This window comes from Pseudomonas sp. FP453 (assembly GCF_030687495.1).
Lineage (GTDB): Bacteria > Pseudomonadota > Gammaproteobacteria > Pseudomonadales > Pseudomonadaceae > Aquipseudomonas.
In genome coordinates this window covers 2,397,898-2,421,562 of sequence record NZ_CP117435.1, presented here as the reverse complement: position 1 = coordinate 2,421,562, position 23,665 = coordinate 2,397,898, and the positions used below count along the sequence as shown (strand labels likewise).

The window sequence follows — 23,665 nt, the reverse complement described above, 5'->3', positions numbered from 1 at the left end:
GGCCTTTTTTTCAGCTGAAACGCTGGCTCGGCACCAGGCGGCCTGGCCCGCTGATCAGCAGCGTGGTGAAAATAATCAGCAGCAACCAGCCGAACTGCGCCTCGAACAGGCTCCACTCCGGGTGCACCACCAGCAACGCAATCAACAATACGCTGAGGATCGGCAAGCACGCCCAGCGCACAAGCACCCCGGCGATGATCAGCAACGGGCACAGCACCTCGGCGAAAATCGCCAATGACAGCGTGACCGTCGCCCCCAGGTGAAACGGGTCCTCGATCAACTTCAATTGCTCGCTGTAATTGAGCAACTTGGGCAAGCCATGCACCCCTAGCAGCAACACCGCTCCGCTGGCCCTCAGAAACAACAGCCCCAGATCCTGATACTTCGATTCGTTCATATGCGCTCCCGTTGAGTTGACCCTCTGTCGAGGTCAATTCTGGCGGCAGGCGCGCATGCAGGCTTGCAAGCCTGTGCTGACCTCAATCCCCCGTGCCGGCAAACGCCGCGACGATTTCATCGATCACCCCCCGCACCCGCGCGGTGTGGCGCAGGTCGGCGTGGGTCACCAGCCACACGTCGTAAGGCAACGGCCGCACACGCTGCGGCCACAGGCGCACCAGACCGTCGCGCTCGCCGGTGTACACCGGGATTTCGCCGATGCCGATGCCCGCGGCAATCGAGCGGCGCACCAGCAGGCTGGAACCCAGGGCGGCAACGATGCGTCCGCGACCCAGCGGCTCGGACACCAGGGTCAGGTCTTTATGCTGTTGCAGGTGAGGCCCATAGACCACCAGGTCGTGGCCGTCGAACTGGCTGCCGGGCTCGGGCACACCGTGCCGGTCGATATAGCCTTGGGACGCAAACAACCCCACCGGCCAACGGGCGAGACGCCGGGCGATCAGATCAGGGTTGTCGGGGCGCGTGTTGCGCACCGCGATGTCGGCTTCGCGCTTGGCCAGGCTGAGGATCTGGGTGGAGGCGTCCAGTTGCACGCGTATGTCGGGGTGTTTGTCGTGCAGGCGGGCGATGGCCGGGATCAGGAAATCGATGGCCAGGGAGTCGGTGGTGCTGACCCGCACGGTGCCGATCAGGCGGTCATCCAGGCCCTGGATCTGGCGCTCCAGATCGAGGGCCGAACGCTCCATTTTTTCCACCGAGCGCAGGGCCGCTTCGCCCACGGCAGTCAGCGCGTAGCCCTCGGAGGTGCGCAGGAACAGCGTCGCGCTCAAGGACTTTTCCAGGGCGTTGATTCGACGGCCCACGGTCGCCTGATCCACCCCGAGTACCCGCGCGGCGCCGCGCAGCGTCGATTCGCGGCAGACCGCGAGGAATACCCGTGCATCGTCCCAGTTCATCGTCTCCCCCAGTGCTGCATATATGCATCTCTGTGCCGCCAAATCGCAGCATTATTGCATCAGTGTCCGGCGCTATGCTGGGGTCCGAGAAAAATACCCGGGACCTACGACCGTTCGCCGCGGTCCCAACCCATACGCTCACCGTTACAGGACACCCACAATGACCCTGCCTACCGACATGACCCTGATCGAAATCACCACCCCCGGCGGCCCCGAGGTGCTCAAGCCTCGCCAGGCGCCCGTGCCCGCCCCGGCCGCTGGCGAAATCCTGATCCGTGTGCACGCCGCCGGGGTCAACCGCCCCGACGCCCTGCAACGCGCGGGCAAGTACCCGATGAAACCCGGCATGAGCCCGATCCCCGGCCTGGAAGTGGCGGGTGAAGTGGTGGCGCTGGGTGACGGTGTCAGCGAATACGCCCTTGGCGACAAGGTCTGCGCCCTGACCAACGGCGGCGGTTATGCGCAATATTGCACGGTACCCGCCGGCCAGGCGCTGCCGATCCCCGACGGCCTGTCGTGGATTCAAGCCGCGGCGATCCCGGAAACCTTCTTTACCGTGTGGGCCAACCTGTTCGGCATCGGCGGCGCCCACCAGGGCCAGCGCGTGCTGATCCACGGCGGCACCAGCGGCATCGGCACCACCGCGCTGATGCTGTGCCGCGAGTTCGGCATCCACACGTTCGCTACCGCCGGCAGCGCCGAAAAATGCGCCGCCATCCGTGACCTGGGGGCCGAGGCGATCAACTATCGCGAGCAGGACTTCGCCGAGGTCATCGGCGCCGAGGGCGCGAATGTGATCCTCGACATCATGGGCGGCTCGTACCTCAACAACAATCTCAAGGCGTTGAGCATGGACGGCCGCCTGGTGATGCTGGGCTTTCTGGGCGGCGCCAAGGCCAATGACGTGGACCTGCTGACCATCCTCGGCAAACGCGCGATTGTGACTGGTTCGTTGTTGCGCGCGCGGACCAAGGACGAGAAGGCCGCCATTGCCGAGCAGTTGCGCGAACATGTCTGGCCGGTGCTGTCAGCCGGGCGCTGCCTGCCGATGATTGATCAGGTGTTTGACTACACCGAGGCTGACAAGGCCCATGGGCGGATGGAAGGTGGGGAGCATATTGGCAAGATTGTGTTGCAGGTGATCTGACCCCAGCACCCATCAACTGTGGAAGCCGGTTTGTGTGGGGTTGGCTTGTGTGGGAGCTGGCTTGCCTGCGATAGCATCACTTCGGTACACCTGATGCACCGAGGTGCCTGCATCGCAGGCAAGCCAGCTCCCACAAAAGCCAGCTCCCACAGTTGAACTGTGTTGTTTAGGAGGCCGCAGCGTAAGTCGGGTAATCGGTGTAGCCCTGCTCCGAGCCGCCGTACATGCCTTCAACCCGCAGTGGGTTCAGCGGCCAGCCGTTAAACAGCCGTTGCGGCAGATCCGGGTTGGCAATAAACGGCCGACCAAACGCAATCAAGTCCGCCAGCCCCGACTGCACCAGTTTCTCACCGCGTTCAGCGGTATATCGCCCGGCATAGATGATCCGCCCGCTGAAACTCTCGCGCACGGCACGGCGGAAGGTTTCCGGCAGTTCCGGCGCGTTGTCCCAGTCGGCTTCGGCGATGGACAGGTAGGCGATGCCCGCCGCTTCCAGCACTTTCACGGCTTCGATATAGGTGTGGTGCGGATCCTCTTCCACCAGGCCGATATACACCCGGTCCTGGTCCGTGCCGCTGAACAGCGGCGAAAAACGCACACCCAGGCGTTGCGCGCCGATGGCCTCACTGACGGCCTCGACGATTTCCCGCAGGAAACCCAGGCGATTGTGCAGTGAGCCGCCGTATTCATCCTCACGCTGATTGGCATGGGCCGAGATGAACTGGTTGACCAGGTAACCGTTGGCCGAATGAATCTCCACACCGTCAAACCCGGCCGCTATCGCGTTGCGCGCCGCCTGGGCATACAGCCCGACCAGGTCCTTGACCTCTTGCGTACTCAGCGCGCGCGGCACCGGCGGTTGCACCAGTTCACCGACGCCCGGCGCGGTTTCGATAAAAGCCTTGACCTGCTGCGGCTGGATCGCCGACGGCGCAACGGGGGCTGCGCCCTCGGGTTGCAAATCGTGATGGGACACGCGCCCCACATGCCACAACTGGGCAAAGATCACCCCGCCCTCGGCATGCACCGCGTCGGTGACCTGGCGCCAGCCCTCGATCTGCGCCGGCGTGTAGATGCCCGGCGTCCACGCGTAGCCCTGGCCACGCGGTTCGATCTGCGTACCTTCGCTGACCATAAACCCCGCCGAAGCGCGTTGGCGGTAGTACTCGGCCATCAGGTCGGTGGCGATATCACCCGGTTGGGCGCTGCGCTGGCGGGTCAACGGTGGCAGCACAATGCGGTTGTTCAGGGTGTGTCGGCCCAGTTGCAGCGGGGTGTTCAAAACGTTGTCGGTCATGTGGGGTTTTCCAAATCCTGGACGAGCAAAAGCCTTGGCGACTCCGTGGAGTCGCCAATCAATAAAAAGTGATGAGTTAACTTACGCGGTGAGTTTCAGCAGCGCCTTGGCCACATCGCTGGAGCTGCCCGGGTTCTGCCCGGTGACCAGCAAGCCATCGACGATCACAAAGGATTGCCAATCAGCGCCCTTCTCGTACTTGCCGCCGAGCTTCTTGAATTCGTCTTCCACCAAAAACGGCACCACGTCGGTCAATTCCACCGCCGCCTCTTCCGAGTTGGAGAAGCCGGTGACGCGACGGCCCTTGACCAACGGCTCACCGTTGACCGCCTTGACGTGGCGCAGCACGCCCGGCGCATGGCAGACAAAACCGATGGGCTTGCCGGCGCGTTCGAACGCCTCGATCAGCGCTATCGACACTGGCGACTCCGCCAGGTCCCACAGCGGGCCGTGGCCGCCTGGGTAGAACACGGTGTCGAAGTCGGCGGCGTTCACCGCGTCCAGCTTCAGCGTAGTAGCCAGCGCCTGCTGCGCAGCCGGGTCGGCGGCGAAGCGGTGGGTCTGTTCGGTCTGGAAGTCCGGCAGGTCGCTGACCGGGTCCAGCGGCGGCTGCCCGCCGGCCGGGGATGCCAGCACCACGTCGGCACCCGCATCCAGGAACGCGTAATACGGTGCCGCAAACTCTTCGAGCCAGAAACCGGTCTTGCGGCCGGTATTGCCCAACTGATCGTGAGAGGTCAAAACCATCAATACTTTCATTGTCGAGTGCCTCGGGATGACTGAGGGTTGAAGCTTAGGAGTCGGGGCGCAACGGCACAACGTCATATCCGCAAGGTTTTCGGACATGCACGCTGGCAGTTGCCGTTTGCCCGCCAGCCGCCGACAATCCCACCTCCCCCGCCCCTTGGAGAGATGCGATGCACAGCGTTGCGCTGCTGGTTTACCCGAATTTTGAATGCCTGAGCCTCAGTGTCGGCTCGGTGTTCGAGTGCGCGAACCTGCTGCGGGGCGAGCCGGCCTATGAGTTCCACCTGGTGTCGGAGCGTGGCGGCGCGGTGATGACGTCCCAGGGGTTCTCGGTGAATACCACGCCGATCCGGCCCGAGGGCTATGACACGCTGATCGTCGGCGGCTACATGGAATTTCGCCTGCCGGAGGCCAACCTGCTGGCGCTGGTCACGGCCGCCGCCGCCCAATCGCGGCGGGTCGCGTCGTTGTGCATGGGCATCTTCGTATTGGCCGAAGCCGGCCTGCTGGAAGGCAAACGCACCACCACCCACTGGATTCACGCGCCGGCCTTTCGCAAGCGCTACCCGCAGATCCAGTTGGACGAAGACCGCTTGTTCGTGGTGGACGGCCAGATCTGGACCGGCGCCGGCATGAGCGCCGGCGTAGACATGGCCCTGGCCATGGTCGAGAACGACCTGGGCAGCGACCTCGCGCGGCGCATCGCGCGCAAACTGGTGATCGCCCAGCGCCGGGGCAGCGAACAGTCGCAACTGTCGGCATTGCTGGAACTGGACCCGAAATCAGACCGCGTGCAGCTGGCCTTGGCCTACGCCCGCGAAAACCTCACCCACGATCTGTCCGTGGACGCCTTGGCCGACGTCGCACGGCTCAGCCCGCGCCAGTTCAGCCGGGTGTTCCGCGAAGAAACCGGGCAAACCCCGGCCAAGGCCATCGAAGCCCTGCGAGTGGAAGCCGCGCGCACGCTGATGGAAACCAGCCGCCACCCGGTGGAAGTGGTGGCCCGCGAAACCGGTTTTGGTGACCGCGAGCGCATGCGCCAGGCGTTCCTGCGCGCCTTCGGCCAACCGCCGCAGGTGATGCAGCAAGCGTTTAATGCAGCGCCACCCGCGTAATCAAGTAGCTCACCAGGTTAGGTTCATCCTCCAGCTCCAGGGTCTGCACCGGGCGCGGCAGGTTATCCAGCACGGTGCGCCAGAACGCCTGGGACACTTCGTCCTGATCATAGAAACGCACCAGCCAATTGGCCGCGCCGCTGCACAGCACCTGGGTGGCAATGGCGCGGCCGATGCCTTTGCGGCGATAGCGCTTGAGAATAAACAGATCGGCCAACTCCAGGGCGTCCATCCCCGGGATTTCACTGCCTTCGATCAGCAGGAAGCCGGCGATATAGCCATCCACCAGCAACAGATTGGCGCTCCACTGCGGGTCTTGCCAGTAGCGCGCCAGGTGTTCGTCATGGATGTAGAAACGGCCGTCGCCCTCGACATCTTCCTGCTCCCAGTCCGACGACTCGTAGGCGTAGTACTGGTAGAGATTGCGGATCAGCTCGGCGTCTTCGGGGCCGGTCTGGATCAGTTCTACGGTGGTTTCAGGCATGGGACTCTCGGTGAAAAATGCAGGGCGCCATTGTTCACAAAACCTTCATGCAGGCCAATACATTGTCCAACCTTTCTGTTTGCTGAACCGAAGGCGGATTTGTGCGGGGCCATGGCAACATCCTGAAACATTTAGCCTAGACTGCCCGGGATTCCGTTTTTTTCTCAAGGACACGCACTGTGAGCAACGTCTGTACCGCGGGCCTGGATGTGGGCTTTGCCTCCCTGGATTACTTGCAAATCTTCATCCTGGGCGTGATCCAGGGCATCACCGAGCTGTTGCCGGTGTCGTCCACCGCCCATATGCGCGTGGTGCCCGCCCTGATCGGCTGGCAAGACCCGGGCTCGGCGTTTTCGGCGGCGATGCAATTGGCGGCGCTGGCGGCGGTGGTCAGTTACTTCTGGCGCGACGTGCGCCAAGTGACCACCGGCAGCCTCAGTGCGGTGCGCCGAGGCGACTACAACGACCGCTGGTTCAAGCTGGCAGTGGCGATTGTACTGGCGACGATTCCCATCGGCATCGCCGGATTGGCACTGTCTTCGACCTTGAACGCGTGCAACTCGCCGTTGCGTGGGTTGATGGTGATCGGCATTTCCTGCGTGGTCATGGCCGTGCTGCTGGCCGTGGCGGAAGTGCGCGCACGCCACACGCGGGAAATGGGTGAGATGCGCCTGCGTGACGCGTTGATCGTCGGCATTGCGCAGATTGGTGCGTTGATTCCGGGGGTATCGCGCTCGGGCTCGACCTTGACCGCCGCGCTGTTCCTCAACTTCAAGCGTGAAGAGGCGGCGCGTTTCTCCTTCCTGCTGGGCCTGCCGGCCATTGCCCTCGCCGGGCTGAAAGAGCTGTGGGTGCTGCTGCACGCCGACTTGCCGGCCCACGCCTGGCCCCATCTGCTGTTTGGCCTGGTGGTGGCGAGCGTCTCGGCGTTTTTTGCGATCTGGGGGTTGATGAAGTTTTTGGAGCGGTTTTCGACTTGGCCGTTTGTGATTTACCGGGCGTTGTTGGGGGTGTTCCTGATTGTGGCGGTCAGCACTGGCCTGCTGACCTGACACCGTTCTAAGACCAACAAATATCCAATGTGGGAGCTGGCTTGCCTGCGATAGCATCAACTGGGTGTGCCTGATGTACCGAGTTGTCTGCATCGCAGGCAAGCCAGCTCCCACATTTGAACCGAGATCGACACAAAGAATCGGTCGACTCTAAGGCCGCCGCGCTCTGGCTTTTGATCTTAAGCGCCCCGTTAACCACGCTGGCCGAACGCAGGCTTGAATCCGTGGGTAACCCGGCAGGACGCCGGGTTAGCCGTCCTGGGCCAAGGATGGCCCATGACGGCGGCCCACGGATTCAAGCCGGAGAGAGGGCACACCGAGCCTAGGCGAGGTGCCGAGTGGTGGGGCGAGGACCTTTTGCTTACTTTTGGGTCCTTCCAAAAGTGAGCCGCCGTAAGGGCGGAACCATAATCAGCCGTTACCTAAATAATGGATATGTACCCCGACCAAAAAATCTCAGCGCCCAACACATAGCTATCGCGGGCAAGCCCGCTCCCACATATTGGCAGATCATTTCTGACAGCTGCGCCACACCTCGCGGATCAACGCTTGCAGCTTCAAGGCCTCACTCCAGCGATCACTGATCTCACGGCCATCCGCCCCAGTGATCGCATAGGGCGGCGGGCCCAGCTCGCAGGTGAAGGACAGGCTGTGCGGCGTATCGGGCCGCGCCAGCCAGTCTTCGATCCCGTAGCGCCACCACTCGGTGAAGCGCTGCACCCAGGGTTGGTGCTGGGGAAACTCCAGCGACACCTGCACCTGTTCGCTGCTCGCCACACGCCCATGAAAACCCCAGCTGTGGCGCAGGATCGTACGGATCTGTTCATCATCTTCAACGGCACCCGGCTCGGGCAGTTCGCGCCCCACCACGTAATGGGACAGGTCGGCCAGCAGCTGCAAATCCGGCATCTGCGCCAGCAGATCCAGGGTGAACAGCAGGTCGTTGGTCAGCCGATAGCGATGGGTTTCCAGCAACACCGGAAAATCCACCTGCTCGGCCAGGCGCTGCCAGCCTTCCACCAGCCGCGCGGCTTCGGCCTGGGTGCGCGGGCGCACGTCGGCCTGCAAGGTGAGGTGGTGACAGCCATGGCGGCTGATCACATCCAGCGCGGCCGCCAGGTCATCCACCGATTGCGGGAACAGTTGGCCCTCGATCTGCAAGCCCCTGGCCGAGGCGGCGGCGTGCAGGCGGGTAACATCGGCGGGCTTCCAGTAGTGGTCGGTGATGCCGTCGAAACCGGCGGCTTTGATGCGGTCCAGTTGCGCCTCGAGAGGACCGGGTTCGGTCTGCATCGCCCACAGGGATTGGAATACCAGGAATTGGCGCATCTTAGCCTCGCAGCAGGTGTTTGAGGGACAGTTCGGGGTCGGCCAGGTCGGCCGCGCTCAGCACCACACGCGCCGTGATCAGGCGTTCACACAGCTTGATATCCTTGGCCGCGCCACTGCCCGGCGCCCAGCCGCAGGCGCCTTGCAAACGCTGCTCGGCGTCGAGGTAGAACTGCAGCAAGCCGCCACCGGGCAAGGTGCGGCTGACCACGGCGGGCGTCATCGTCCCCACGGTGAGCAAGCCCCAGTCGTACTGGTCGGACCAGAAACCCGGCAGCGCGTCGAAGGGCAACTCGCGCCCCAGCAGGTTCAGCGCCGCATGCCGGCCCTGGGCTTCGGCGTTGCGCCAGGTTTCCTGGCGCTGGTACAGGCCATCCTGGCGAAACTCGCAGACATCGCCGGCCGCATAGATGTTGGCCGCGCTGGTGCGCAGAAACCCATCCACACGAATGCCCTGCCCCACGTCCAACCCGGCCGCCGTCGCCAGCTCGATATTGGGCAGCATGCCGATACCCACCACCACCCGGTCGCAGGGCAGGCGCTGGCCGTCCACCAGCAGCACGCCCTCCGCCTGGATGGATTCCAGTGCCACGTTCAAGCGCACATCCACGCCGTGCTCGCGATGCAATTGCAGCAACGCCTCGGAAATGACCGGCGGCAACACCCGCCCCGCCAGGCGCGGCCCGGCTTCCAGCACCGTCACTTCACAGCCCAGGCCACGGGCCGTCGCTGCCACTTCCAGGCCGATAAACCCGCCGCCGACCACCACTAATCGCGTGCCAGGCGTGAGCGCATCACGCAGGGCCAACGCTTCATCGTGGGTACGCAGGTACAGCACGTCGGCCGGCGCCTGGGGCAAGCGCCGGGCGCGGCCACCGGTGGCCAGCAACAAACCGGCGTAGGGCAACCATTGGCCGTCGGCGAGTTGCAGGCGGTGTTGCTCGGGCTGCAACTGCGTCACCGGGTTGGCGGCAATATGTTCGATGTTCAACGCGGCCAAGCGCTCCTCGTCGCACAGGCTGTAGCCGGCCAGATCCGCCGTGCCTTGCAACAGCCCCTTGGACAGCGGTGGCCGTTCGTAGGGCAAGTGCGGTTCGTCGCCGATCAGGATCAGCCTCCCTGTGTAGCCTTCTTCGCGCAGGGTCAGCGCTGCACGGCCACCGGCATGGCCGGCGCCGACGATAATCAAGGGCGCGTTCATCGTCACACCGTGACGGCGAGCAACACCCGCCCCGCTTCGATCCGCACCGGGTAGGTCTTGAGGTTGACGCACACCGGCGCGCCCATGGCCTTGCCGGTGCGGTAGTCAAAGCGCCCGTTGTGCTTGGGGCATTCGATCACGTGGTCCATCACCAGGCCGTCGGCGAGGTGGATTTTCTCGTGGGTGCACAGGCCGGCGGTGGCGAAAAACTCATTCTCCGCCGAGCGATACACCGCGTAGGTGTGGGCGCCGTGGTCGAAGCGCAACACGTCTTCTTCGTCTATTTCGCCCACGGCGCAGACGTCGATCCATTGATCGTTCATGGCATTTGTCTCCAGGTGATTGGCTAATCCTGTGGCGAGGGAGCTTGCTCCCGCTGGGCTGCGAAGCGGCCCCAACCTCAGCTGTCAGGATTTGTCTGAAAAAATGCGGTGCCGTCATTGGGGCTGCTGCGCAGCCCAGCGGGAGCAAGCTCCGTCGCCACAGGGTGTTGGGCGCTGGATGAAATAATTCGGATCGCTGCGCTGCTTCCACACCGTCGGCAGGATTTCCTTGTACGCCGCGAAAAGGTTCGCGTACGGCGGCGGGCAGTCACCACGGATCTCTTCGTGCAGTTGCTCAAGCGCGTGGTACGGCACCATCGGGTACATGTGGTGTTCGAGGTGGTAGTTCATGTCCATGTAGATAAAGCGCAGCACGCGGTTCATGTAGATGGTGCGGCAGTTGCTGCGGTGGTCGAGCACGTCTTCGGCAAGGCCGACGTGTTGGGTCAGGCCGAACAGGTAGCCGAGCCATGCGCCGTAAATGCTAGGCAGGCCGATCAGCATCAGCGGCAACCAGCTGTGCAAGTAGAGCGCGGCGCCGATGACCACGGCATAAATCCCTACCCAGATCCGCGCGGCACGGAACACCTTGGGCCATTCGGATTCAGGGATGAAGTCGGCCTCTTGCGCGCTCATCTTGCCGGCGGCATGACGGGCCACGCCGCTGAAGGTCTTCCAGGCCAGGGGCAGGTTGAACAGGCTCAAGAACATCATCAGCAAGCTCGGCGGACGCGGCTCGACGATCTCCGGGTCGCGGCCGACGACAATGGTGTCGGTGTGGTGCCGCGCATGGCTCCAGCGCCACACATGGGGTTCGAAGATGCACATGAAGCTTGCGATCTGATACAGCACATCGTTCATCCAGCGGGTCTTGAACGCGGTGCCGTGGCCGGTTTCGTGCCAGCGCGGGTTGGACGCGGTGCCGTACAGCACGCCGTACACGATAAAGAACGGCACGCAGGCCCAGGAGCCCCAGAACCAGTAGCCGCCAAACCCGCTGGCGACCAGCGCGAGCAGCCACAGGGCAGTGTCGCGCAGGGCCGGGCCGTCGCGGCGCTGCATCAGTTCTTTCATGCGTTTGCGGGAAATCGGTGATTGATACCAGCTGGCCGAGACCAGGCCTTTTTCGGCGGCGCGGGCGGCTTCGAGGCCGGTGAGGCTGTAGTCGCGCCGGGCGGTGTGAGCGGTGTGTTCAGGCATTGTTATTGTTCTCCGCAAGCGTGGGTTTCAGGTGCGTTGTGCAACCCACGATAGAGAAGCGCTAAATCGCCCTCAAGGCCTTGAATCCATTCCCTATCAAGCTATCATCCAGGCCCAGCGGGGCTTGATAGTTTTCTATCAAGACGCTCAAGGGGCCAGCCATGCACAACAATAAACGCCCAACCATCGCCACTGTTGCCGCCCAGGCGGGCCTCAGCGTAGCCACCGTCGACCGGGTGTTGAACGCCCGCGCGCCGGTCAATCCAGACACCGCCGAACAGGTGTTCCAGGCCGCCGAAGCCGTGGGCTATTTCGCCGCGCGGCTGATCGGCCAGCGCATCCGCGAACGCCGGCCGACTTACCGCTTTGGCATCCTGCTGCTGGCCACCGCCCAGGCGTTCTACGCCAGCCTGGCGCAGGCGATTGCGCAGGCGGCCGAGCACCACGCCGGGGCCAACCTGACCTGCCAATTCGACTACATCGTCGATCGCAGCCCCAGCGCCATCGTCGCGCAGATCGAACAACTGGCGGTGCAATGCGACGCCCTCGCCGTGGTGAGTTTTGCCCACCCGCTGATCAATGCCACGTTGGCGCAGATCCGCGAAGCCGGTGTGCCCGTGGTCGCCCTGCTCTCGGATATCCACGAACACGCGGCGGAACCCTACGTCGGCCAGGACAACCACGTCGTCGGCCGCACCATGGGCTGGCTGCTCGCCCGCACCTGCGGCGCGCGCAAAGGCAGCGTGGGGATCTTGCTCGGCGGCCACCGCTTCCTCGGCCACCAGGCGCGGGTCACGGGCCTGCACAGCTACCTCGCCGAACACGCGCCGGGGCTCAAGCCGCTGGAGCCACTGATCAACCTGGACAACTGCGACATCACCGAAGAAGCCACCCTCGACCTGATCACCCGCCACAGCGACCTGCGCGGCCTGTGTGTGGTGGGCGGCGGCGGCGACGGCATCATCAGCGCCCTGGCGCAGCTGCCCAAGCGGCCGGCGTTGTGTTGCATCTTGCAGGAGTCCACGGAGCTGTCGCGTCAGGCGTTGAGCCAGGGGTTGGTGGATGTGGTGATGGATTCGCAGCCGAGGCAGACGGCGGTGGCGTTGGTGGAGTTGTTGGTTGAATTGCAGAGCGCCGAAGCGTTCGATCCGGTCAGGCATCGGGTGTACGTACCGCCTCAAATCGTCACCTCAGAAAACATCTGCACCTGATACATGGAGATCAAAAACTGTGGGAGCTGGCTTGCCTGCGATAGCGGTGGGCCAGGCACCTCAGTAGTGACTGATGTACCGCTATCGCAGGCAAGCCAGCTCCCACAGGTTGATCGGCGTGAGGCTCAGCTATTGCGATAGTCGCTGGCACTCAAGCCAAACCTACTCATCTTGTTGTACAGCCCGCCCCGCGACACGTTCAGCTGCCGCGCGGCCAAGCGGATATTGCCACCCGTGCTTTCCAGCGCCGCAACGATCGCATTCATTTCATGGCTGCTGAGGTCCTGCGCCGGCTGCGGCTCGTACACGCGCTGCGACGCGCGCGGCTTGGTGTCCAACGGCAGGTCAAGCGGCTGGATCAACGCCCCCATCGCCAGGTTGGTCGCGCGCTCAATGCTGTTTTCCAACTCACGCACATTGCCCGGCCACGGGTAGGCACACAGCAACGCCAGCGCATCCGGCGCAAAGCCCTCCACGGACTTGCGCAACGAACGGGCGTAACGCGCAAGGAAGTGCCGCGCCAGCAACGGAATGTCTTCACGGCGCATGCGCAGCGGCGGCACGGTCAGGTTCAACACATTGAGGCGGTAGTAAAGGTCTTCACGAAACGCACCCTCGGCCACCGCCTGGCTCAGGTTGCGGTGTGACGCGGCAATGATGCGCACATCCACGCGCCGCGAGTTCTTCGCGCCGACGCGGGTCACTTCGCCCTCCTGCAACACCCGCAGCAGGCTGACCTGGGCGTCGAAGGCCATGTCGCCAATTTCATCGAGAAAAATCGTGCCGCCATCCGCCAGTTCGAACTTGCCCGCCGAGCCGCCCCGGGTGGCGCCGGTGAACGCGCCTTCGACATGCCCGAACAGTTCGCTTTGCACCAGGTCGCGCGGGATCGCGCCGCAGTTGACCGCCACGAAGGGGCCTTTGTGGCGGTCGCTGCCGTTATGGATCGCCTGGGCAAACAGCTCTTTGCCGGTGCCGCTTTCGCCGAGGATCAGGGTGGTGGAGTCGCTGCGACTGGCGATGCGCCCCAGGTGCAATGCGTCCTGGATCGCCCGTGACTGGCCCTGGATGGTGTCGAAGGTGTAGCTGGCCTGGGTGCCGATGATGCGCCGGGTGATTTCGCGGATGCGTCGGTTCTCGCGCAGCGAGACGATCACCCCGCCCTGCTCCAGCGGGCACACTGAAACCAGACAGGCGAGCTGACTGCGGTCGTGCAGGTGGAACGTGCAGTCGAGGTCGCGCACGGGTTCGCCGAGGGTATCGCTCAGCTCGCTGCGGCCCAGCTGCTGGAACGGGCGGCCGATCAGCTCCAGCCCCACGCCGAACAACTGCCGGGCGTAACGGTTAAGCGCCTTGATGCAGCCGCGCTCATCCAGTACCACCAGGCCTTCGTTGAGCACTTCGAGCACGGTTTGCTGTTCTTCCAGCAGCGCTTGCAGGGCCATCTGCCTCGACACGGCGTCCGCCGCCGCTTGCACGGTGCCGAGGGTGTGGAAGTGGAACCAGCCGGGCTCGGCGGTGAGGGTGAGCATGGCCAGGGTCTGGCCCTGGGCGTTCTTGATCGGCGCGGCGGCGCAGTGCATGCGGCGCTGGCGCAGGCCCGTGGCGAAGTTTTCCTCGGCCAGCACGTACACCAGACGGTCCTCGGCCAGTGCCAGGCCGGTGCAGTTGGTGCCTTGCACCGACTCCAACAGGCGGCTGCCCACCGGGGTGATGTCCAGCCCGCAAAAGTACAGGGTGGTGCCGTCGGCATCGGTGAGGTTGATATGCCCGCGCGGGTTGTAGGCCAGCAGGCCATGCATGACCTGCGCCGCTGCGGCGATCAGCACGCGGTGCGTGGCCAGGGTCGCGCTCAGGCTATCCGGCGCGACAAAGCGATAGGCGTTGTCCGCCGGATCAATCCCCGCCTGCACACTGCGCCGCCACGACTCCCAGATCACTTGACGCACAGCCGCCGGGCGTTCAACCGCGCCAGCCAGGCACGCGTGCCATGCCTGTTCCAGCGCGGCCACGGGGCCGTCATTCAGCGCTGCCGGCCCCAGGGCGGTGAGGTAGTCGAGGTCTTGTACGCTGAACGTCATGCTCATTGCGGGGTGTCCATGTTCATGTTTTTGACATGTCAGTATAGGCATGTCATCAAAATGAACACTTTTTGTTTATGGATTTTTAATAATTGTTGTTTATCAACCACTTATAATTTGGCACAGCCTTTGCTCCTACCCCTTTACCCATCAGGACTGTCCTGAGGCCAACAATAAAAAAGGGGTCACTTCATGAGTACACAGAACATCCGCCTGGGCTTGATCGGTGCTGGTCGCATGGGCAGCTTCCACGGTTTGACGGCGGCGCGGCATATCCCCGGTGCCAGCCTGGTCGCCATTGCCGACCCGACTCCGGGCCAAGCCGCCCGCCTCGCCGCCGAACTGGGCGTGGACAAGGTCTACACCGACCCGCAGCAGCTGCTCGACGACCCGGACATCGACGGCGTGATCATCGCAGCCCCCGCCCGCAGCCACGCCGAACTGGTGATTAGCGCCGCCCGCGCCGGCAAGGGGATCTTCTGCGAAAAACCCATGGCCATCACCCTCGATGAAGCCGACCGCGCCATCGCTGCCGCCGCCGATGCCCATGTGCCGTTGCAGGTCGGGTTCAACCGGCGCTTCGCCAAGAGCTTTCGCACTGCCCACCTCGACGTCGCCGCTGGGCGCATCGGCACCCCACAGTTGCTGCGCTCGGTAACCCGCGACCCGGCGTTGAACAATCCCGCTGCGTCGCCGCAATGGGTGATCTTCCTCGAAACCCTGATCCACGACTTCGACACCCTGCGCTACCTCAACCCCGGCGCTGAAGCCGTGCAGGTGTATGTGATGGCCGATGCGCTGATCGCCCCGGCGTACAAGAGCAAAGGCTTCCTCGACACCGCCGTGGTCGCGATCCGCTTCGACAACGGCGCCATCGCCACCGCCGAGGCCAACTTCCAGGCCGTGTACGGCTACGACGTGCGCGGCGAAGTGTTCGGCAGCGAAGGCATGCTGAGCATGGGCAGCCTGAATGATTCGGACCTGGTGCGCTACCTGGCTCAGGGCATCCAGGCCGATACCCAGCGCCTCGACACCGACCTCTTGCGCGACGCCTACATCGCCGAACTCAATCACTTCGCCGACTGCCTGCGCACCGGCGCCAAGCCGATGGCCAGCGGCGAAGACGCCCGCGCCGCCCTGGCGATTGCCCGCGCGTGCATCGAGTCGTTCCAGCAAGGCAAGGCGGTGGCCGTATGAGCCCGTTCAAACTGGCGATTAGTGCCGAGATGGTGTTTCTCGACCTGCCCTTCATCGAGCGCGTAAAGCGCATCCATGAGCTGGGCTTCAGCGCCGAGATCTGGAACTGGACCAACAAGGACATCGGCGCCCTCGCGGCCACCGGCGCCGACTTCACCTCGATGACCGGCTACATCAGCGGCACCCTCACCGACCCCGAGGGCATCCGCCAACTGCTCGACAGCGCCCGCGAATCCCTCGGCGTTGCCGAGCGCTTGAATTGCCCCAGCCTCAACCTGCACGGCACTGGCCTGGGTGAAGGCGGGCTGCCGGTGCAACCGGTCAGCCACACCACCGGGCGCATGTGGCTGAGCGCCTGCAAGACCCTGGAAAAAATCGCCCGCCTGGGGGAAGACGCCGGCCGCGTGTTCCTGCTGGAAAACCTCAACACCGAAGTGGACCACCCCGGCACCCCATTCGCCCGCGCCGACGACACCCTGGCGCTGATCGAAGCCGTGGGCAGCCCGCACCTGAAAATGAACCTGGACCTGTACCACGCGCAGATCGGCGAAGGTAACCTGATCGAACTGATCCAGCGCGCCGGCAGCGCCATCGGCGAAATCCAGGTGGCCGACGTGCCGGGGCGCAAGGAACCCGGCACCGGTGAAATCCACTACCCTGCGATTGCCAGGGCCTTGCATGCCATGGGCTACACCGGCGTGGTCGGACTCGAAGGCTGGGCCAGCGGCGACAGCGAACTGGCCCTGGAGCGATTCCGTCAAGCGTTCACCCTATAACAATAAAAGGACCACCCTTATGAACCGCTATTCGTTGATTGTTGCCTCGCTGTTGCTGCTGTTCAGCCCGTGGGCGCTCGCCGATTACCGCATCGGCGTGAGCATTGCGCGGGTCGACGATAACTTCATGACCTACGTGCGCAACGGCCTGGAAACGGCCGCCAAGCAGCAAGACGTGAAGATCCAGTTCGAAGACGCCCAGGGCGACGTGGTGCGCCAACTCAACCAGGTCGAAGGCTTTCTCAACCAGAAAGTCGACGCGGTGATCGTGCTGCCGGTGGACACCTCCGCCACCGCCAACATGACCCGCGCCGCCGTGGCCGCCAAGACGCCGTTGGTGTACGTCAACCGCCACCCGGATGAACGCACGCTGCCCAAGGGCGTGGTCACCGTGGCCTCCAATGACATCGAGGCCGGGCAGTTGCAGATGCGCTTCCTCGCGGAAAAACTCGGCGGCAAAGGCAACGTGGCGATCATCATGGGCGACCTCGCACAGAACGCCACCCACGACCGCACCGAAGGCGCCAAGCAGGTGCTCAAGGACTTTCCCGGGATCAAGGTGGTCGAGCAGCAAAGCGCCGAATGGCAACGCAGCAAAGGCATGGACCTGACCAGCAACTGGCTGCTGGCAGGCACCCAGTTCGATGCGATTGTCGCCAACAACGACGAAATGGCCATCGGCGCCGGGATGGCGTTGCAACAGGCGGGCAAGGCCAAGGGGGATGTGGCGATTGTCGGCATCGACGGTTTGCCGGATGGGTTGGCGGCGGTGAAGCGTGGGTTGTTGGCGGCGTCGGTGTTCCAGGACCCGAAGGCGCAGGCGGCCAAGGCGGTGGAGTCGGCGATTCGGATGATCAAGGGTGAAGCGATCGAGTCGGAAGTGTGGGTGCCGTTTGAGCTGATCAAGCCGGAGCAGGTGGCGGTGTTCGAGCAGCGCTACAAATAGTCTGGAGTATACAGATACAACTACTGTGGGAGATCTAACTGTGGGAGCGGGCTTGCCCGCGATGAGGGAGTGTCAGTCGACTGATGTGTGACTGACACACCGCTATCGCGGGCAAGCCCGCTCCCACAGGGGTTCTCCTACATTTGCTCTACTGCGTCAGTCCAGGTCGCTGGCGTCGTGGCGTTCGGCCAACTGTTCCTCGACCGGCCCCGACACCCGGTTCACCCGCCGCCCCCGCTGCACTGCCGGCCGCGCTTCAATCGCCTCGGCCCAACGCAGCACGTGCTTGTACTCATGCACCGACAAAAACTCCGCCGCCCCATACAAGCGCCCTTTGACCAACCCACCGTACCAAGGCCAGATGGCAATATCGGCGATGGTGTACTCATCACCCGCAATGTACTCACTCACCGCCAGACGCTGGTCCAGCACATCCAGCTGACGCTTGGTCTCCATGGCAAAGCGGTTGATCGCGTATTCCATCTTGCTTGGCGCATAGGCATAAAAATGCCCGAAGCCGCCGCCCAGGTATGGCGCGCTGCCCATCTGCCAGAACAGCCACGACAGGCACTCCGCCCGGGCCGCAGGCTCTGTTGGGAAAAACTCGCCGAACTTCTCTGCCAGGTACTGCAGGATCGCGCCGGACTCGAACACGCGAATCGGGTTTGCGCCGCTGCGGTCGAGCAACGCCGGGATCTTGGAGTTCGGGTTGACCCCGACAAAGCCGCTGCCGAACTGGTCGCCGTCGCCGATCTTGATCAGCCAGGCATCGTATTCGGCGCCGCTGTGCCCCAGGGCCAGCAGCTCTTCCAGCAGGATCGTGACCTTCTGCCCATTGGGCGTGGCCAGGGAGTACAACTGCAGCGGGTGCTTGCCGACCGGCAGCTCTTTGTCATGGGTGGCGCCGGCGATGGGCCGGTTGATGCTGGCAAAGGTGCCGCCGTTTTCGGTGTCCCAGGTCCACACTTTTGGGGGTACGTAGTCGGTCATGCTTACTGCTCCAGAGGCGCTTGCGATCAACGAAGCGCTCCAGACTAAACCAAAGGCTGATGGCTCGTCACACAGTGAATGCCGCCGCCACCCGCCGCAATCGCGTCGATATTGAGCTGGAGCACCTTGCGCTGCGGGTAGAGCCGGGCCAGCAAGTCCAGCGCCTTGCGGTCTGCCAGCGGGTCGCCGAACTCCGGGGCGATAACCGCACCGTTTATCACGAAGTAATTGATGTAGCCCGCAGCGAAGTCCGGGTTGCCCTGGCTGAAGCGGTTTTTGCGTGGTTTGAGCGGCGGCGACACGGTGTGTACCTGCAATGGGCGGCCGTCGGCGTCGCTGGCGTTCTTGAGGATCTCCAGGTGCGCCAGGGTGACCTTGTGATCGTAGGATTCAGGGTCGGTGTCGAGGTTGGCCAACACTACGCCCGGCGCGACGAAGCGCGCGTAGAAATCCACATGGGCGTCGGTGATGTCCTTGCCCTTGATGCCCGGCAGCCAGATGATCTTGCGCAGGCCCAGGCGCTCCTTGAGTTCGGCCTCGACCTCGGCCTTGCTCCAGTCGGGGTTGCGGTTGCGGTTGATCCAGCTGCTTTCGGTCATGATGCCGGTGCCCAGGCCATCCACTTCGATGGCACCGCCCTCGCCCACCAGTTCGCTGCGCACAGGCTTGGCCCCGGTCTCTTCGGCGACCAGCGCGGCCAACAGCGCATCATCGGCGTGCTGCTGCTTGTTGCCCCAGCCGTTGAAATTGAAGTCCACGGCACGCTGGGTGCCGGCGCCATCGATGACAAAATTGGCGCCGGTGTCGCGCATCCAGATGTCGTCCAGCGCGGTTTCGACAAAGTTGATATTGCGTGTGCCGCAGTGTTTTTCGGCCAGTGAACGTTCGTCTTCGCGGCAGAACACGGTGACTGGTTCATACGCGGCAATCGCCCGGGCGATGCGGCCCAGGGCGGCTTGCACATCGGCGGTGAAGTCCTCCCAGATCGCGTCCTGGGCGCCAAAGGCGATGAAGGCCTGGCGGTGTGTTTCGCCTTCGTCGGGCATGTAGAAACCGCCGCGAGTGGCGGCGCGCAGGTGCGGGGCGATCAGGGTCATGGCGCTGACCACAGCGGCTTGTTGGATGAAGGTGCGACGGGTTGGCATAAGCGGCTCACTTGACGGTTGCTGTCTTGAATTTAGTCCACACGCGCATACGTGCACGCATATCGGCCTGGGGGATGTCCTTGCCGGCGATCAGCCGCGTGAAGGTAGCCGCATCGGGGTAGATCTCGGGGTTGTCGCGCAGGCTGGCTTCCACGTCCGGGCGGGCCTTGGCGTTCGACGTGGGGTAGCCGGTAAGGTTGGTAATGGCAGCCATGTTCTGCGGGCGCATCACGAAGTTGATAAACGCGTAGGCGTATTCCGGGTGCTGGGCATCGACGGGGATGGCCATGGTGTCCATCCATACCGTGGTGCCTTCGCGGGGGATGTGATAACCAAAGGTCACCGGCTTGCCGGCCGCGTCGGCGGCGCGCTGGGCCTGGGTCATGTCGCCGCTGTAGCCGAGGGACAGGCACAGGTTGCCGTTGACCAGGTCGGTCACCGGTTGCGACTGGAACTTGCGGATATAAGGGCGCACCTTGAGCAGCAACTCACTGGCCGCCGCCAGGTCCTCGGGCTTGGCGCTGCGCGGGTCGCGGCCCAGGTAGTTGAGCACTACGGCGAGGACTTCGTCCGGTGAGTCGATCAGCGAAATCCCGCAATCGGCGAACCTGGCCGCCAGCTCCGGCTTGAACAGCAGGTCGAGGCTGTTGACCGGCGCGTTCGGCAGGCGTTGTTCAATCTGCCGGGTGTTGTAGGTCAGGCCGATGGTGCCCCAGGTATACGGCACCGTGGCCTGGTTGGAATGCTCGTAGTGGCTGCGCAGCTGTTGCAGGCCCGGCTCGATATCCGCCAGCGCAGTAAGCTTGGCGGGGTCCAGGGTCTGCAGGCTGCCCGCACGCATCAGCCGTTCGGCCACGGTGTCGCCGGGGAAGATCAGGTCGTAGCCGCTGCCGCCGGCCATCAACTTGGCTTCCAGGGTTTCGCTGCCGTCCATCACGTCGTAGATCACCTGAATGCCGGTTTCCGCGGTGAAGTTGGCCAGGGTATCGGCGGCGAAATAGTCGGCCCAGTTGTAGAGCTTGAGGGTTTTGTCATCGGCCGACGCACAGGCACTGGCGAGTAGCAGCGCACAACTCAAGAGTATTTTCATGATGGACGACCGTCGAGGGTGAGCAGGCTGGCGTACATCTCCGGGCGACGGTCGCGGAAGATGCCCCAGGTCAGGCGCTCTTCGCGCATCGCCGCCAGATCCAGGCGCTGCACGAGCACGCCGGTGCTGTCGCGATCGGCTTCGGCCAGCAACTTGCCCTTGTGGTCGCAGATAAACGATGAGCCATAGAAAGCCATTTGCAGCGCCGGATCGGTGGTCGCCACTTCGCGGCCGACGCGGTTGGCGGCCACCACTGGCAGGATATTCGCCGCCGCATGGCCGCGCATGGTCACCTGCCAATGGTCCCGCGAATCCAGCGTCGCACAGCCCGGCTCCGAGCCGATGGCGGTGGGAAACAGCAGCACCTCGGCGCCTTGCAACGCCAGGCAGCGCGCGGTTTCGGGAAACCACTGGTCCCAGCAGATGCCGATGCCCAGGCGTCCGAAGGCCGTGTCCCACACGCGAAAACCCGTGTCGCCGGGGCTGAAATATTCCTTCTCCTGATAGCCGATGGCGTTGGGGATATGGGTCTTGCGGTACACCCCCAGCAAGCGCCCATCGGCATCCGCCACGCTGAGGGAATTGAAGAACGCGTTGCCGGCCTTTTCGAACCAGCTCAACGGCAGCACCACCCCCAGCTCCCTGGCCAGGGCGGCGAAGCGCTGCAGCACGCGGCTGTGGGCGTACTCCTCGGCCAGCGCCAAATGCTTGTGGTGCTGCTCGATGCAGAAGTACGGCGTGGCAAACAGCTCCTGCAACAGGATCACTTGCGCGCCCTGCGCGGCAGCGTCCCGCACCAGTTGTTCGGCGCGGTCGAGGTTGGCGGGCAGGTCCCAGGTGCAGGGCATCTGGGTGGTGGCAATCGTCAGCAGGCTCATGGCTTCACCCACACTGGCTGTTGCTGGGTGATGCAATGCACGCCGCCGCCGCCATGGGCCAGGTGGTTGATCTGCACCGGCACGATTTCGCGACCGGGGAACGCCTGAGCCAGCACCTGCGCCGCCTCCCGGTCGGCCGCAATGCCATAGGCCGGCATGATGATCGCGCCGTTCGCGATGTAGAAGTTGGTGTAGGAGGCGCAGAACACGTCGGCTGCGCTGTCCACGGCGTCGCTGGCTTCGTACAGCTCGATCATCTCGAAGCGCCGGCCCCGGGCGTCGGTGGCCAGTTCGAGGGCGCGGCGGTTTTCGCGTACTACGTCGGCGTAGACCGAGCCTTGATCACGGGTAGCGTCCACCAACAGCACGCCGGGGCGGGCGAAGGCACAGACGCCATCGACATGGCCGTCGGTCATGTCGCCGGTGACGTGATCCGGGTCGCCGGGCAGCCAGATGGTGTTGCGGATGCCCAGCAGGCGCGCGAAGATCTCTTCGATCTCGGCCTTGCTCATGCCGGGGTTGCGATTGGGGTTGAGCAGCACCGATTCGGTGGTGATCAGCGTGCCCTCGCCATCGACATGGAGGGCGCCGCCTTCGTTGCTCAGCGCGGTACCGAAGCAGTCCAACCCCAGGTGGTTGAGCACCCGGCGCGCCAGGCTTTCATCCAGGTCATGGGCGGACTTGCCGCCCCAGGCGTTGAAGCGCCAGCTGACCCCAGCCACGCCCTGCGGCTGGCAGATAAAGGTCGGGCCGGAATCGCGGCACCAACTGTCGTTGACCGCCTGCGGGATCAACTCGATGCCGGTGCCACACAACGCCGTGGCACTGGCCAGCGCGGACGGATCCACCAGCATCTTCACCGGTTCGAAGCGCGCGATGGCGTTGGCGACCCGGGCAAAGTCCTGCTGCACCTGGGCCAGGGTCACGCCCCAGGTGGTCTCCCACAAGGCTTGGTTATGGGGCCAGACCATCCAGGTCGCCGCGTGTGGCGACCACTCGGCGGGCATCCATCCAATGCTGTCAGGAATTGTAGTGTGCTGCATGACAAGCCCCCATCAGTTAAGTCATTGTGTTCAGCGAAAACTGCCCACGGGTTCGTGCCACACATGCTACGTAGGCGCATAAAGCCGAACAAACGATGAATTTTGTAGAAAACTGATTAGAGGAACTTATCAGCATGCTTAACCACTGGCCGCCACTCGGCACCCTGCGCGGCTTTGAAGCGGCCGCCCGACTGGGCAGTTTCCACAAGGCCGCCGAAGAGCTGCACCTGACCCAATCGGCCATCAGCCAACAGATCCGCAGCCTCGAGGCCTACCTGGAACAGCCGCTGTTCTTGCGCAGCGGGCGCAGCGTCAGCCTGACCGACGCCGGCCACGACTTTCTCAGCACCACCCAGGCCCTCCTGCAACAACTGGCGGTGGGCGTGCGCCGCCTGGGGCAGTACCGCAAGCCCAATCAACTGGTGCTCAACACCACGCCGACCTTTGCGCGCCATTGGCTATTACCGCGCTTGGCCGACTTTCGGCGCCAGCACCCGGAGGTGGACCTGTGGATTTTCAGCACCGACGAAGTGCCCGACATGGCCAGCCAGACCATCGACCTGGCGGTGCGTGACGACATCAGCTCCCAGGCCGAATGCAGCTTCAAGGTGCTGCACGCCGACCGGCTATTCCCGGCGTGCCACCCGCGCCTGCTGCACACGCCGCCGGCGCAGCGCACGACCCTGCACGGCGAGCGGGAAATGGACTGGAGCCACTGGGCAGTAGACGCCGGGATCGATGTGGGCCAGCAGGATCAGGGCCTGAATTTTTCCGATCCCGGCCTGTTGCTGGATGCGGTGTGTACGGGCCTGGGCATCGGCCTGGTCAGCCAGCTGCTCAGCCACCAGGCCCGCGCCGATGGCGTGCTCACACCCTTGGTGGACGCGACGATTCGCGGGCCCAGTTGGGCGTTGCTGACTCACCGCGACAGCGAGAACGACCCGCTGGCGCGCAGCTTTACCGCGTGGCTGCTGAGCCATCTGCAAATAGACGTGGCATAAGCCGCGCCAGTGCAATTACTCTCTTGGGCCAATGACGTTGAGAGCAATGGAGGCTTC

22 protein-coding genes and 1 pseudogene are annotated in these 23,665 nt (G+C 64.0%); 8 read left to right on the top strand and 15 right to left on the bottom strand.

Annotation, left to right across the window (positions count from 1 at the left end; translation table 11 throughout):
• Positions 1 to 10: 10 nt before the first annotated feature.
• Together PSH87_RS11115 and PSH87_RS11110 are read right to left on the bottom strand one after the other, a co-directional pair.
• Positions 11 to 397, bottom strand: a complete 387-nt coding sequence (locus PSH87_RS11115; protein ID WP_305433621.1) for a DoxX family protein — start codon at positions 395 to 397, stop codon at positions 11 to 13.
• A gap of 82 nt (positions 398 to 479) precedes the next feature.
• Entirely contained in the window at positions 480 to 1,355 is an 876-nt protein-coding gene (locus PSH87_RS11110) for a LysR family transcriptional regulator (protein WP_017734592.1), read from the bottom strand.
• 160 nt (positions 1,356 to 1,515) lie between these two features.
• Between PSH87_RS11110 and PSH87_RS11105 the strand changes: the two genes are divergently transcribed.
• On the top strand, positions 1,516 to 2,502 hold the full coding sequence (locus tag PSH87_RS11105) for an NAD(P)H-quinone oxidoreductase (RefSeq protein ID WP_305433620.1): 987 nt from the start codon (positions 1,516 to 1,518) through the stop codon (positions 2,500 to 2,502).
• A 166-nt stretch (positions 2,503 to 2,668) separates the two neighbouring features.
• Here PSH87_RS11105 and PSH87_RS11100 read toward each other — a convergent pair whose 3' ends face one another.
• Positions 2,669 to 3,799: an alkene reductase gene (locus PSH87_RS11100; RefSeq protein WP_305433619.1), complete on the bottom strand. Its 1,131-nt coding sequence runs from the start codon at positions 3,797 to 3,799 to the stop codon at positions 2,669 to 2,671.
• An 81-nt stretch (positions 3,800 to 3,880) separates the two neighbouring features.
• Positions 3,881 to 4,558 carry a type 1 glutamine amidotransferase domain-containing protein gene (locus tag PSH87_RS11095; RefSeq protein ID WP_305433618.1) on the bottom strand — a complete coding sequence of 226 codons (678 nt, stop codon included), beginning with the start codon at positions 4,556 to 4,558 and terminating at the stop codon, positions 3,881 to 3,883.
• 158 nt (positions 4,559 to 4,716) lie between these two features.
• Between PSH87_RS11095 and PSH87_RS11090 the strand changes: the two genes are divergently transcribed.
• Positions 4,717 to 5,661: a GlxA family transcriptional regulator gene (locus PSH87_RS11090; RefSeq protein WP_305433616.1), complete on the top strand. Its 945-nt coding sequence runs from the start codon at positions 4,717 to 4,719 to the stop codon at positions 5,659 to 5,661.
• Here PSH87_RS11090 and PSH87_RS11085 read toward each other — a convergent pair.
• A pseudogene (locus PSH87_RS11085) lies at positions 5,639 to 6,258 on the bottom strand (GNAT family N-acetyltransferase). The gene PSH87_RS11090 and the pseudogene PSH87_RS11085 overlap by 23 nt on opposite strands.
• Before the next feature lie 66 nt (positions 6,259 to 6,324).
• Between PSH87_RS11085 and PSH87_RS11080 the strand changes: the two are divergent.
• Positions 6,325 to 7,197 carry an undecaprenyl-diphosphate phosphatase gene (locus tag PSH87_RS11080; RefSeq protein ID WP_305433615.1) on the top strand — a complete coding sequence of 291 codons (873 nt, stop codon included), beginning with the start codon at positions 6,325 to 6,327 and terminating at the stop codon, positions 7,195 to 7,197.
• 510 nt (positions 7,198 to 7,707) lie between these two features.
• Here PSH87_RS11080 and PSH87_RS11075 read toward each other — a convergent pair.
• The 4 genes from PSH87_RS11075 to PSH87_RS11060 all read right to left on the bottom strand — a co-directional run bounded on the left by PSH87_RS11075 (position 7,708) and on the right by PSH87_RS11060 (position 11,250).
• Positions 7,708 to 8,526 (bottom strand): sugar phosphate isomerase/epimerase, encoded by an 819-nt coding sequence (locus PSH87_RS11075; RefSeq protein ID WP_305433614.1) that lies wholly within the window; start codon positions 8,524 to 8,526, stop codon positions 7,708 to 7,710.
• A 1-nt stretch (position 8,527) separates the two neighbouring features.
• Entirely contained in the window at positions 8,528 to 9,727 is a 1,200-nt protein-coding gene (locus PSH87_RS11070) for an NAD(P)/FAD-dependent oxidoreductase (RefSeq protein ID WP_305433613.1), read from the bottom strand.
• A gap of 2 nt (positions 9,728 to 9,729) precedes the next feature.
• Positions 9,730 to 10,050, bottom strand: a complete 321-nt coding sequence (locus tag PSH87_RS11065; RefSeq protein WP_257782880.1) for a MocE family 2Fe-2S type ferredoxin — start codon at positions 10,048 to 10,050, stop codon at positions 9,730 to 9,732.
• Between the two features lie 114 nt (positions 10,051 to 10,164).
• Positions 10,165 to 11,250: a fatty acid desaturase family protein gene (locus PSH87_RS11060; protein WP_305433611.1), complete on the bottom strand. Its 1,086-nt coding sequence runs from the start codon at positions 11,248 to 11,250 to the stop codon at positions 10,165 to 10,167.
• A gap of 161 nt (positions 11,251 to 11,411) precedes the next feature.
• On the opposite strand from PSH87_RS11060, the gene PSH87_RS11055 reads away from it, so the two are divergent.
• On the top strand, positions 11,412 to 12,461 hold the full coding sequence (locus PSH87_RS11055; protein WP_017735291.1) for a LacI family DNA-binding transcriptional regulator: 1,050 nt from the start codon (positions 11,412 to 11,414) through the stop codon (positions 12,459 to 12,461).
• Between the two features lie 125 nt (positions 12,462 to 12,586).
• Here the strand turns inward: PSH87_RS11055 and PSH87_RS11050 are convergent, their stop codons facing one another.
• Positions 12,587 to 14,548, bottom strand: coding sequence for a sigma-54-dependent Fis family transcriptional regulator (locus PSH87_RS11050; RefSeq protein ID WP_305433608.1), 1,962 nt, complete (start codon positions 14,546 to 14,548; stop codon positions 12,587 to 12,589).
• A 186-nt stretch (positions 14,549 to 14,734) separates the two neighbouring features.
• Between PSH87_RS11050 and PSH87_RS11045 the strand changes: the two genes are divergently transcribed.
• The 3 genes from PSH87_RS11045 to PSH87_RS11035 are packed head-to-tail and all read left to right on the top strand — an operon-like array spanning position 14,735 to position 17,461.
• Entirely contained in the window at positions 14,735 to 15,739 is a 1,005-nt protein-coding gene (locus PSH87_RS11045; protein ID WP_305433606.1) for a Gfo/Idh/MocA family oxidoreductase, read from the top strand.
• Positions 15,736 to 16,515, top strand: coding sequence for a TIM barrel protein (locus PSH87_RS11040; RefSeq protein ID WP_257782885.1), 780 nt, complete (start codon positions 15,736 to 15,738; stop codon positions 16,513 to 16,515). The genes PSH87_RS11045 and PSH87_RS11040 overlap by 4 nt, the downstream gene beginning before the upstream one ends.
• Before the next feature lie 19 nt (positions 16,516 to 16,534).
• Positions 16,535 to 17,461, top strand: a complete 927-nt coding sequence (locus PSH87_RS11035) for a sugar ABC transporter substrate-binding protein (RefSeq protein WP_305433605.1) — start codon at positions 16,535 to 16,537, stop codon at positions 17,459 to 17,461.
• A 156-nt stretch (positions 17,462 to 17,617) separates the two neighbouring features.
• On the opposite strand, the gene yghU is transcribed toward PSH87_RS11035, so the two are convergent.
• From yghU to PSH87_RS11010, 5 genes are read right to left on the bottom strand one after another with little or no spacing between them, the layout of a single operon-like run.
• Positions 17,618 to 18,451 (bottom strand): glutathione-dependent disulfide-bond oxidoreductase, encoded by an 834-nt coding sequence (yghU, locus tag PSH87_RS11030; protein WP_305433603.1) that lies wholly within the window; start codon positions 18,449 to 18,451, stop codon positions 17,618 to 17,620.
• A 44-nt stretch (positions 18,452 to 18,495) separates the two neighbouring features.
• Positions 18,496 to 19,596 carry an agmatine/peptidylarginine deiminase gene (locus tag PSH87_RS11025; protein WP_305433601.1) on the bottom strand — a complete coding sequence of 367 codons (1,101 nt, stop codon included), beginning with the start codon at positions 19,594 to 19,596 and terminating at the stop codon, positions 18,496 to 18,498.
• 7 nt (positions 19,597 to 19,603) lie between these two features.
• On the bottom strand, positions 19,604 to 20,686 hold the full coding sequence (locus tag PSH87_RS11020) for an extracellular solute-binding protein (protein WP_305433600.1): 1,083 nt from the start codon (positions 20,684 to 20,686) through the stop codon (positions 19,604 to 19,606).
• Positions 20,683 to 21,564, bottom strand: coding sequence for an N-carbamoylputrescine amidase (gene aguB, locus PSH87_RS11015; RefSeq protein ID WP_017735505.1), 882 nt, complete (start codon positions 21,562 to 21,564; stop codon positions 20,683 to 20,685). The genes PSH87_RS11020 and aguB overlap by 4 nt, the downstream gene beginning before the upstream one ends.
• Entirely contained in the window at positions 21,561 to 22,607 is a 1,047-nt protein-coding gene (locus PSH87_RS11010; protein WP_305433598.1) for an agmatine deiminase family protein, read from the bottom strand. Before PSH87_RS11010 ends, aguB begins: the two co-directional genes overlap by 4 nt.
• 134 nt (positions 22,608 to 22,741) lie before the next feature.
• On the opposite strand from PSH87_RS11010, the gene PSH87_RS11005 reads away from it, so the two are divergent.
• Positions 22,742 to 23,608, top strand: a complete 867-nt coding sequence (locus PSH87_RS11005) for a LysR substrate-binding domain-containing protein (RefSeq protein ID WP_305433597.1) — start codon at positions 22,742 to 22,744, stop codon at positions 23,606 to 23,608.
• Positions 23,609 to 23,665 lie beyond the last annotated feature (57 nt).

Coding starts and splice junctions, on each gene's coding strand:
- PSH87_RS11115 (WP_305433621.1), bottom strand. CDS start 397: ATGAACGAATCGAAGTATCAGGATCTGGGGCTGTTGTTTCTGAGGGCC.
- PSH87_RS11110 (WP_017734592.1), bottom strand. CDS start 1,355: ATGAACTGGGACGATGCACGGGTATTCCTCGCGGTCTGCCGCGAATCG.
- PSH87_RS11105 (WP_305433620.1), top strand. CDS start 1,516: ATGACCCTGCCTACCGACATGACCCTGATCGAAATCACCACCCCCGGC.
- PSH87_RS11100 (WP_305433619.1), bottom strand. CDS start 3,799: ATGACCGACAACGTTTTGAACACCCCGCTGCAACTGGGCCGACACACC.
- PSH87_RS11095 (WP_305433618.1), bottom strand. CDS start 4,558: ATGAAAGTATTGATGGTTTTGACCTCTCACGATCAGTTGGGCAATACC.
- PSH87_RS11090 (WP_305433616.1), top strand. CDS start 4,717: ATGCACAGCGTTGCGCTGCTGGTTTACCCGAATTTTGAATGCCTGAGC.
- PSH87_RS11075 (WP_305433614.1), bottom strand. CDS start 8,526: ATGCGCCAATTCCTGGTATTCCAATCCCTGTGGGCGATGCAGACCGAA.
- PSH87_RS11070 (WP_305433613.1), bottom strand. CDS start 9,727: ATGAACGCGCCCTTGATTATCGTCGGCGCCGGCCATGCCGGTGGCCGT.
- PSH87_RS11065 (WP_257782880.1), bottom strand. CDS start 10,050: ATGAACGATCAATGGATCGACGTCTGCGCCGTGGGCGAAATAGACGAA.
- PSH87_RS11060 (WP_305433611.1), bottom strand. CDS start 11,250: ATGCCTGAACACACCGCTCACACCGCCCGGCGCGACTACAGCCTCACC.
- PSH87_RS11055 (WP_017735291.1), top strand. CDS start 11,412: ATGCACAACAATAAACGCCCAACCATCGCCACTGTTGCCGCCCAGGCG.
- PSH87_RS11050 (WP_305433608.1), bottom strand. CDS start 14,548: ATGAGCATGACGTTCAGCGTACAAGACCTCGACTACCTCACCGCCCTG.
- PSH87_RS11045 (WP_305433606.1), top strand. CDS start 14,735: ATGAGTACACAGAACATCCGCCTGGGCTTGATCGGTGCTGGTCGCATG.
- PSH87_RS11040 (WP_257782885.1), top strand. CDS start 15,736: ATGAGCCCGTTCAAACTGGCGATTAGTGCCGAGATGGTGTTTCTCGAC.
- PSH87_RS11035 (WP_305433605.1), top strand. CDS start 16,535: ATGAACCGCTATTCGTTGATTGTTGCCTCGCTGTTGCTGCTGTTCAGC.
- yghU (WP_305433603.1), bottom strand. CDS start 18,451: ATGACCGACTACGTACCCCCAAAAGTGTGGACCTGGGACACCGAAAAC.
- PSH87_RS11025 (WP_305433601.1), bottom strand. CDS start 19,596: ATGCCAACCCGTCGCACCTTCATCCAACAAGCCGCTGTGGTCAGCGCC.
- PSH87_RS11020 (WP_305433600.1), bottom strand. CDS start 20,686: ATGAAAATACTCTTGAGTTGTGCGCTGCTACTCGCCAGTGCCTGTGCG.
- aguB (WP_017735505.1), bottom strand. CDS start 21,564: ATGAGCCTGCTGACGATTGCCACCACCCAGATGCCCTGCACCTGGGAC.
- PSH87_RS11010 (WP_305433598.1), bottom strand. CDS start 22,607: ATGCAGCACACTACAATTCCTGACAGCATTGGATGGATGCCCGCCGAG.
- PSH87_RS11005 (WP_305433597.1), top strand. CDS start 22,742: ATGCTTAACCACTGGCCGCCACTCGGCACCCTGCGCGGCTTTGAAGCG.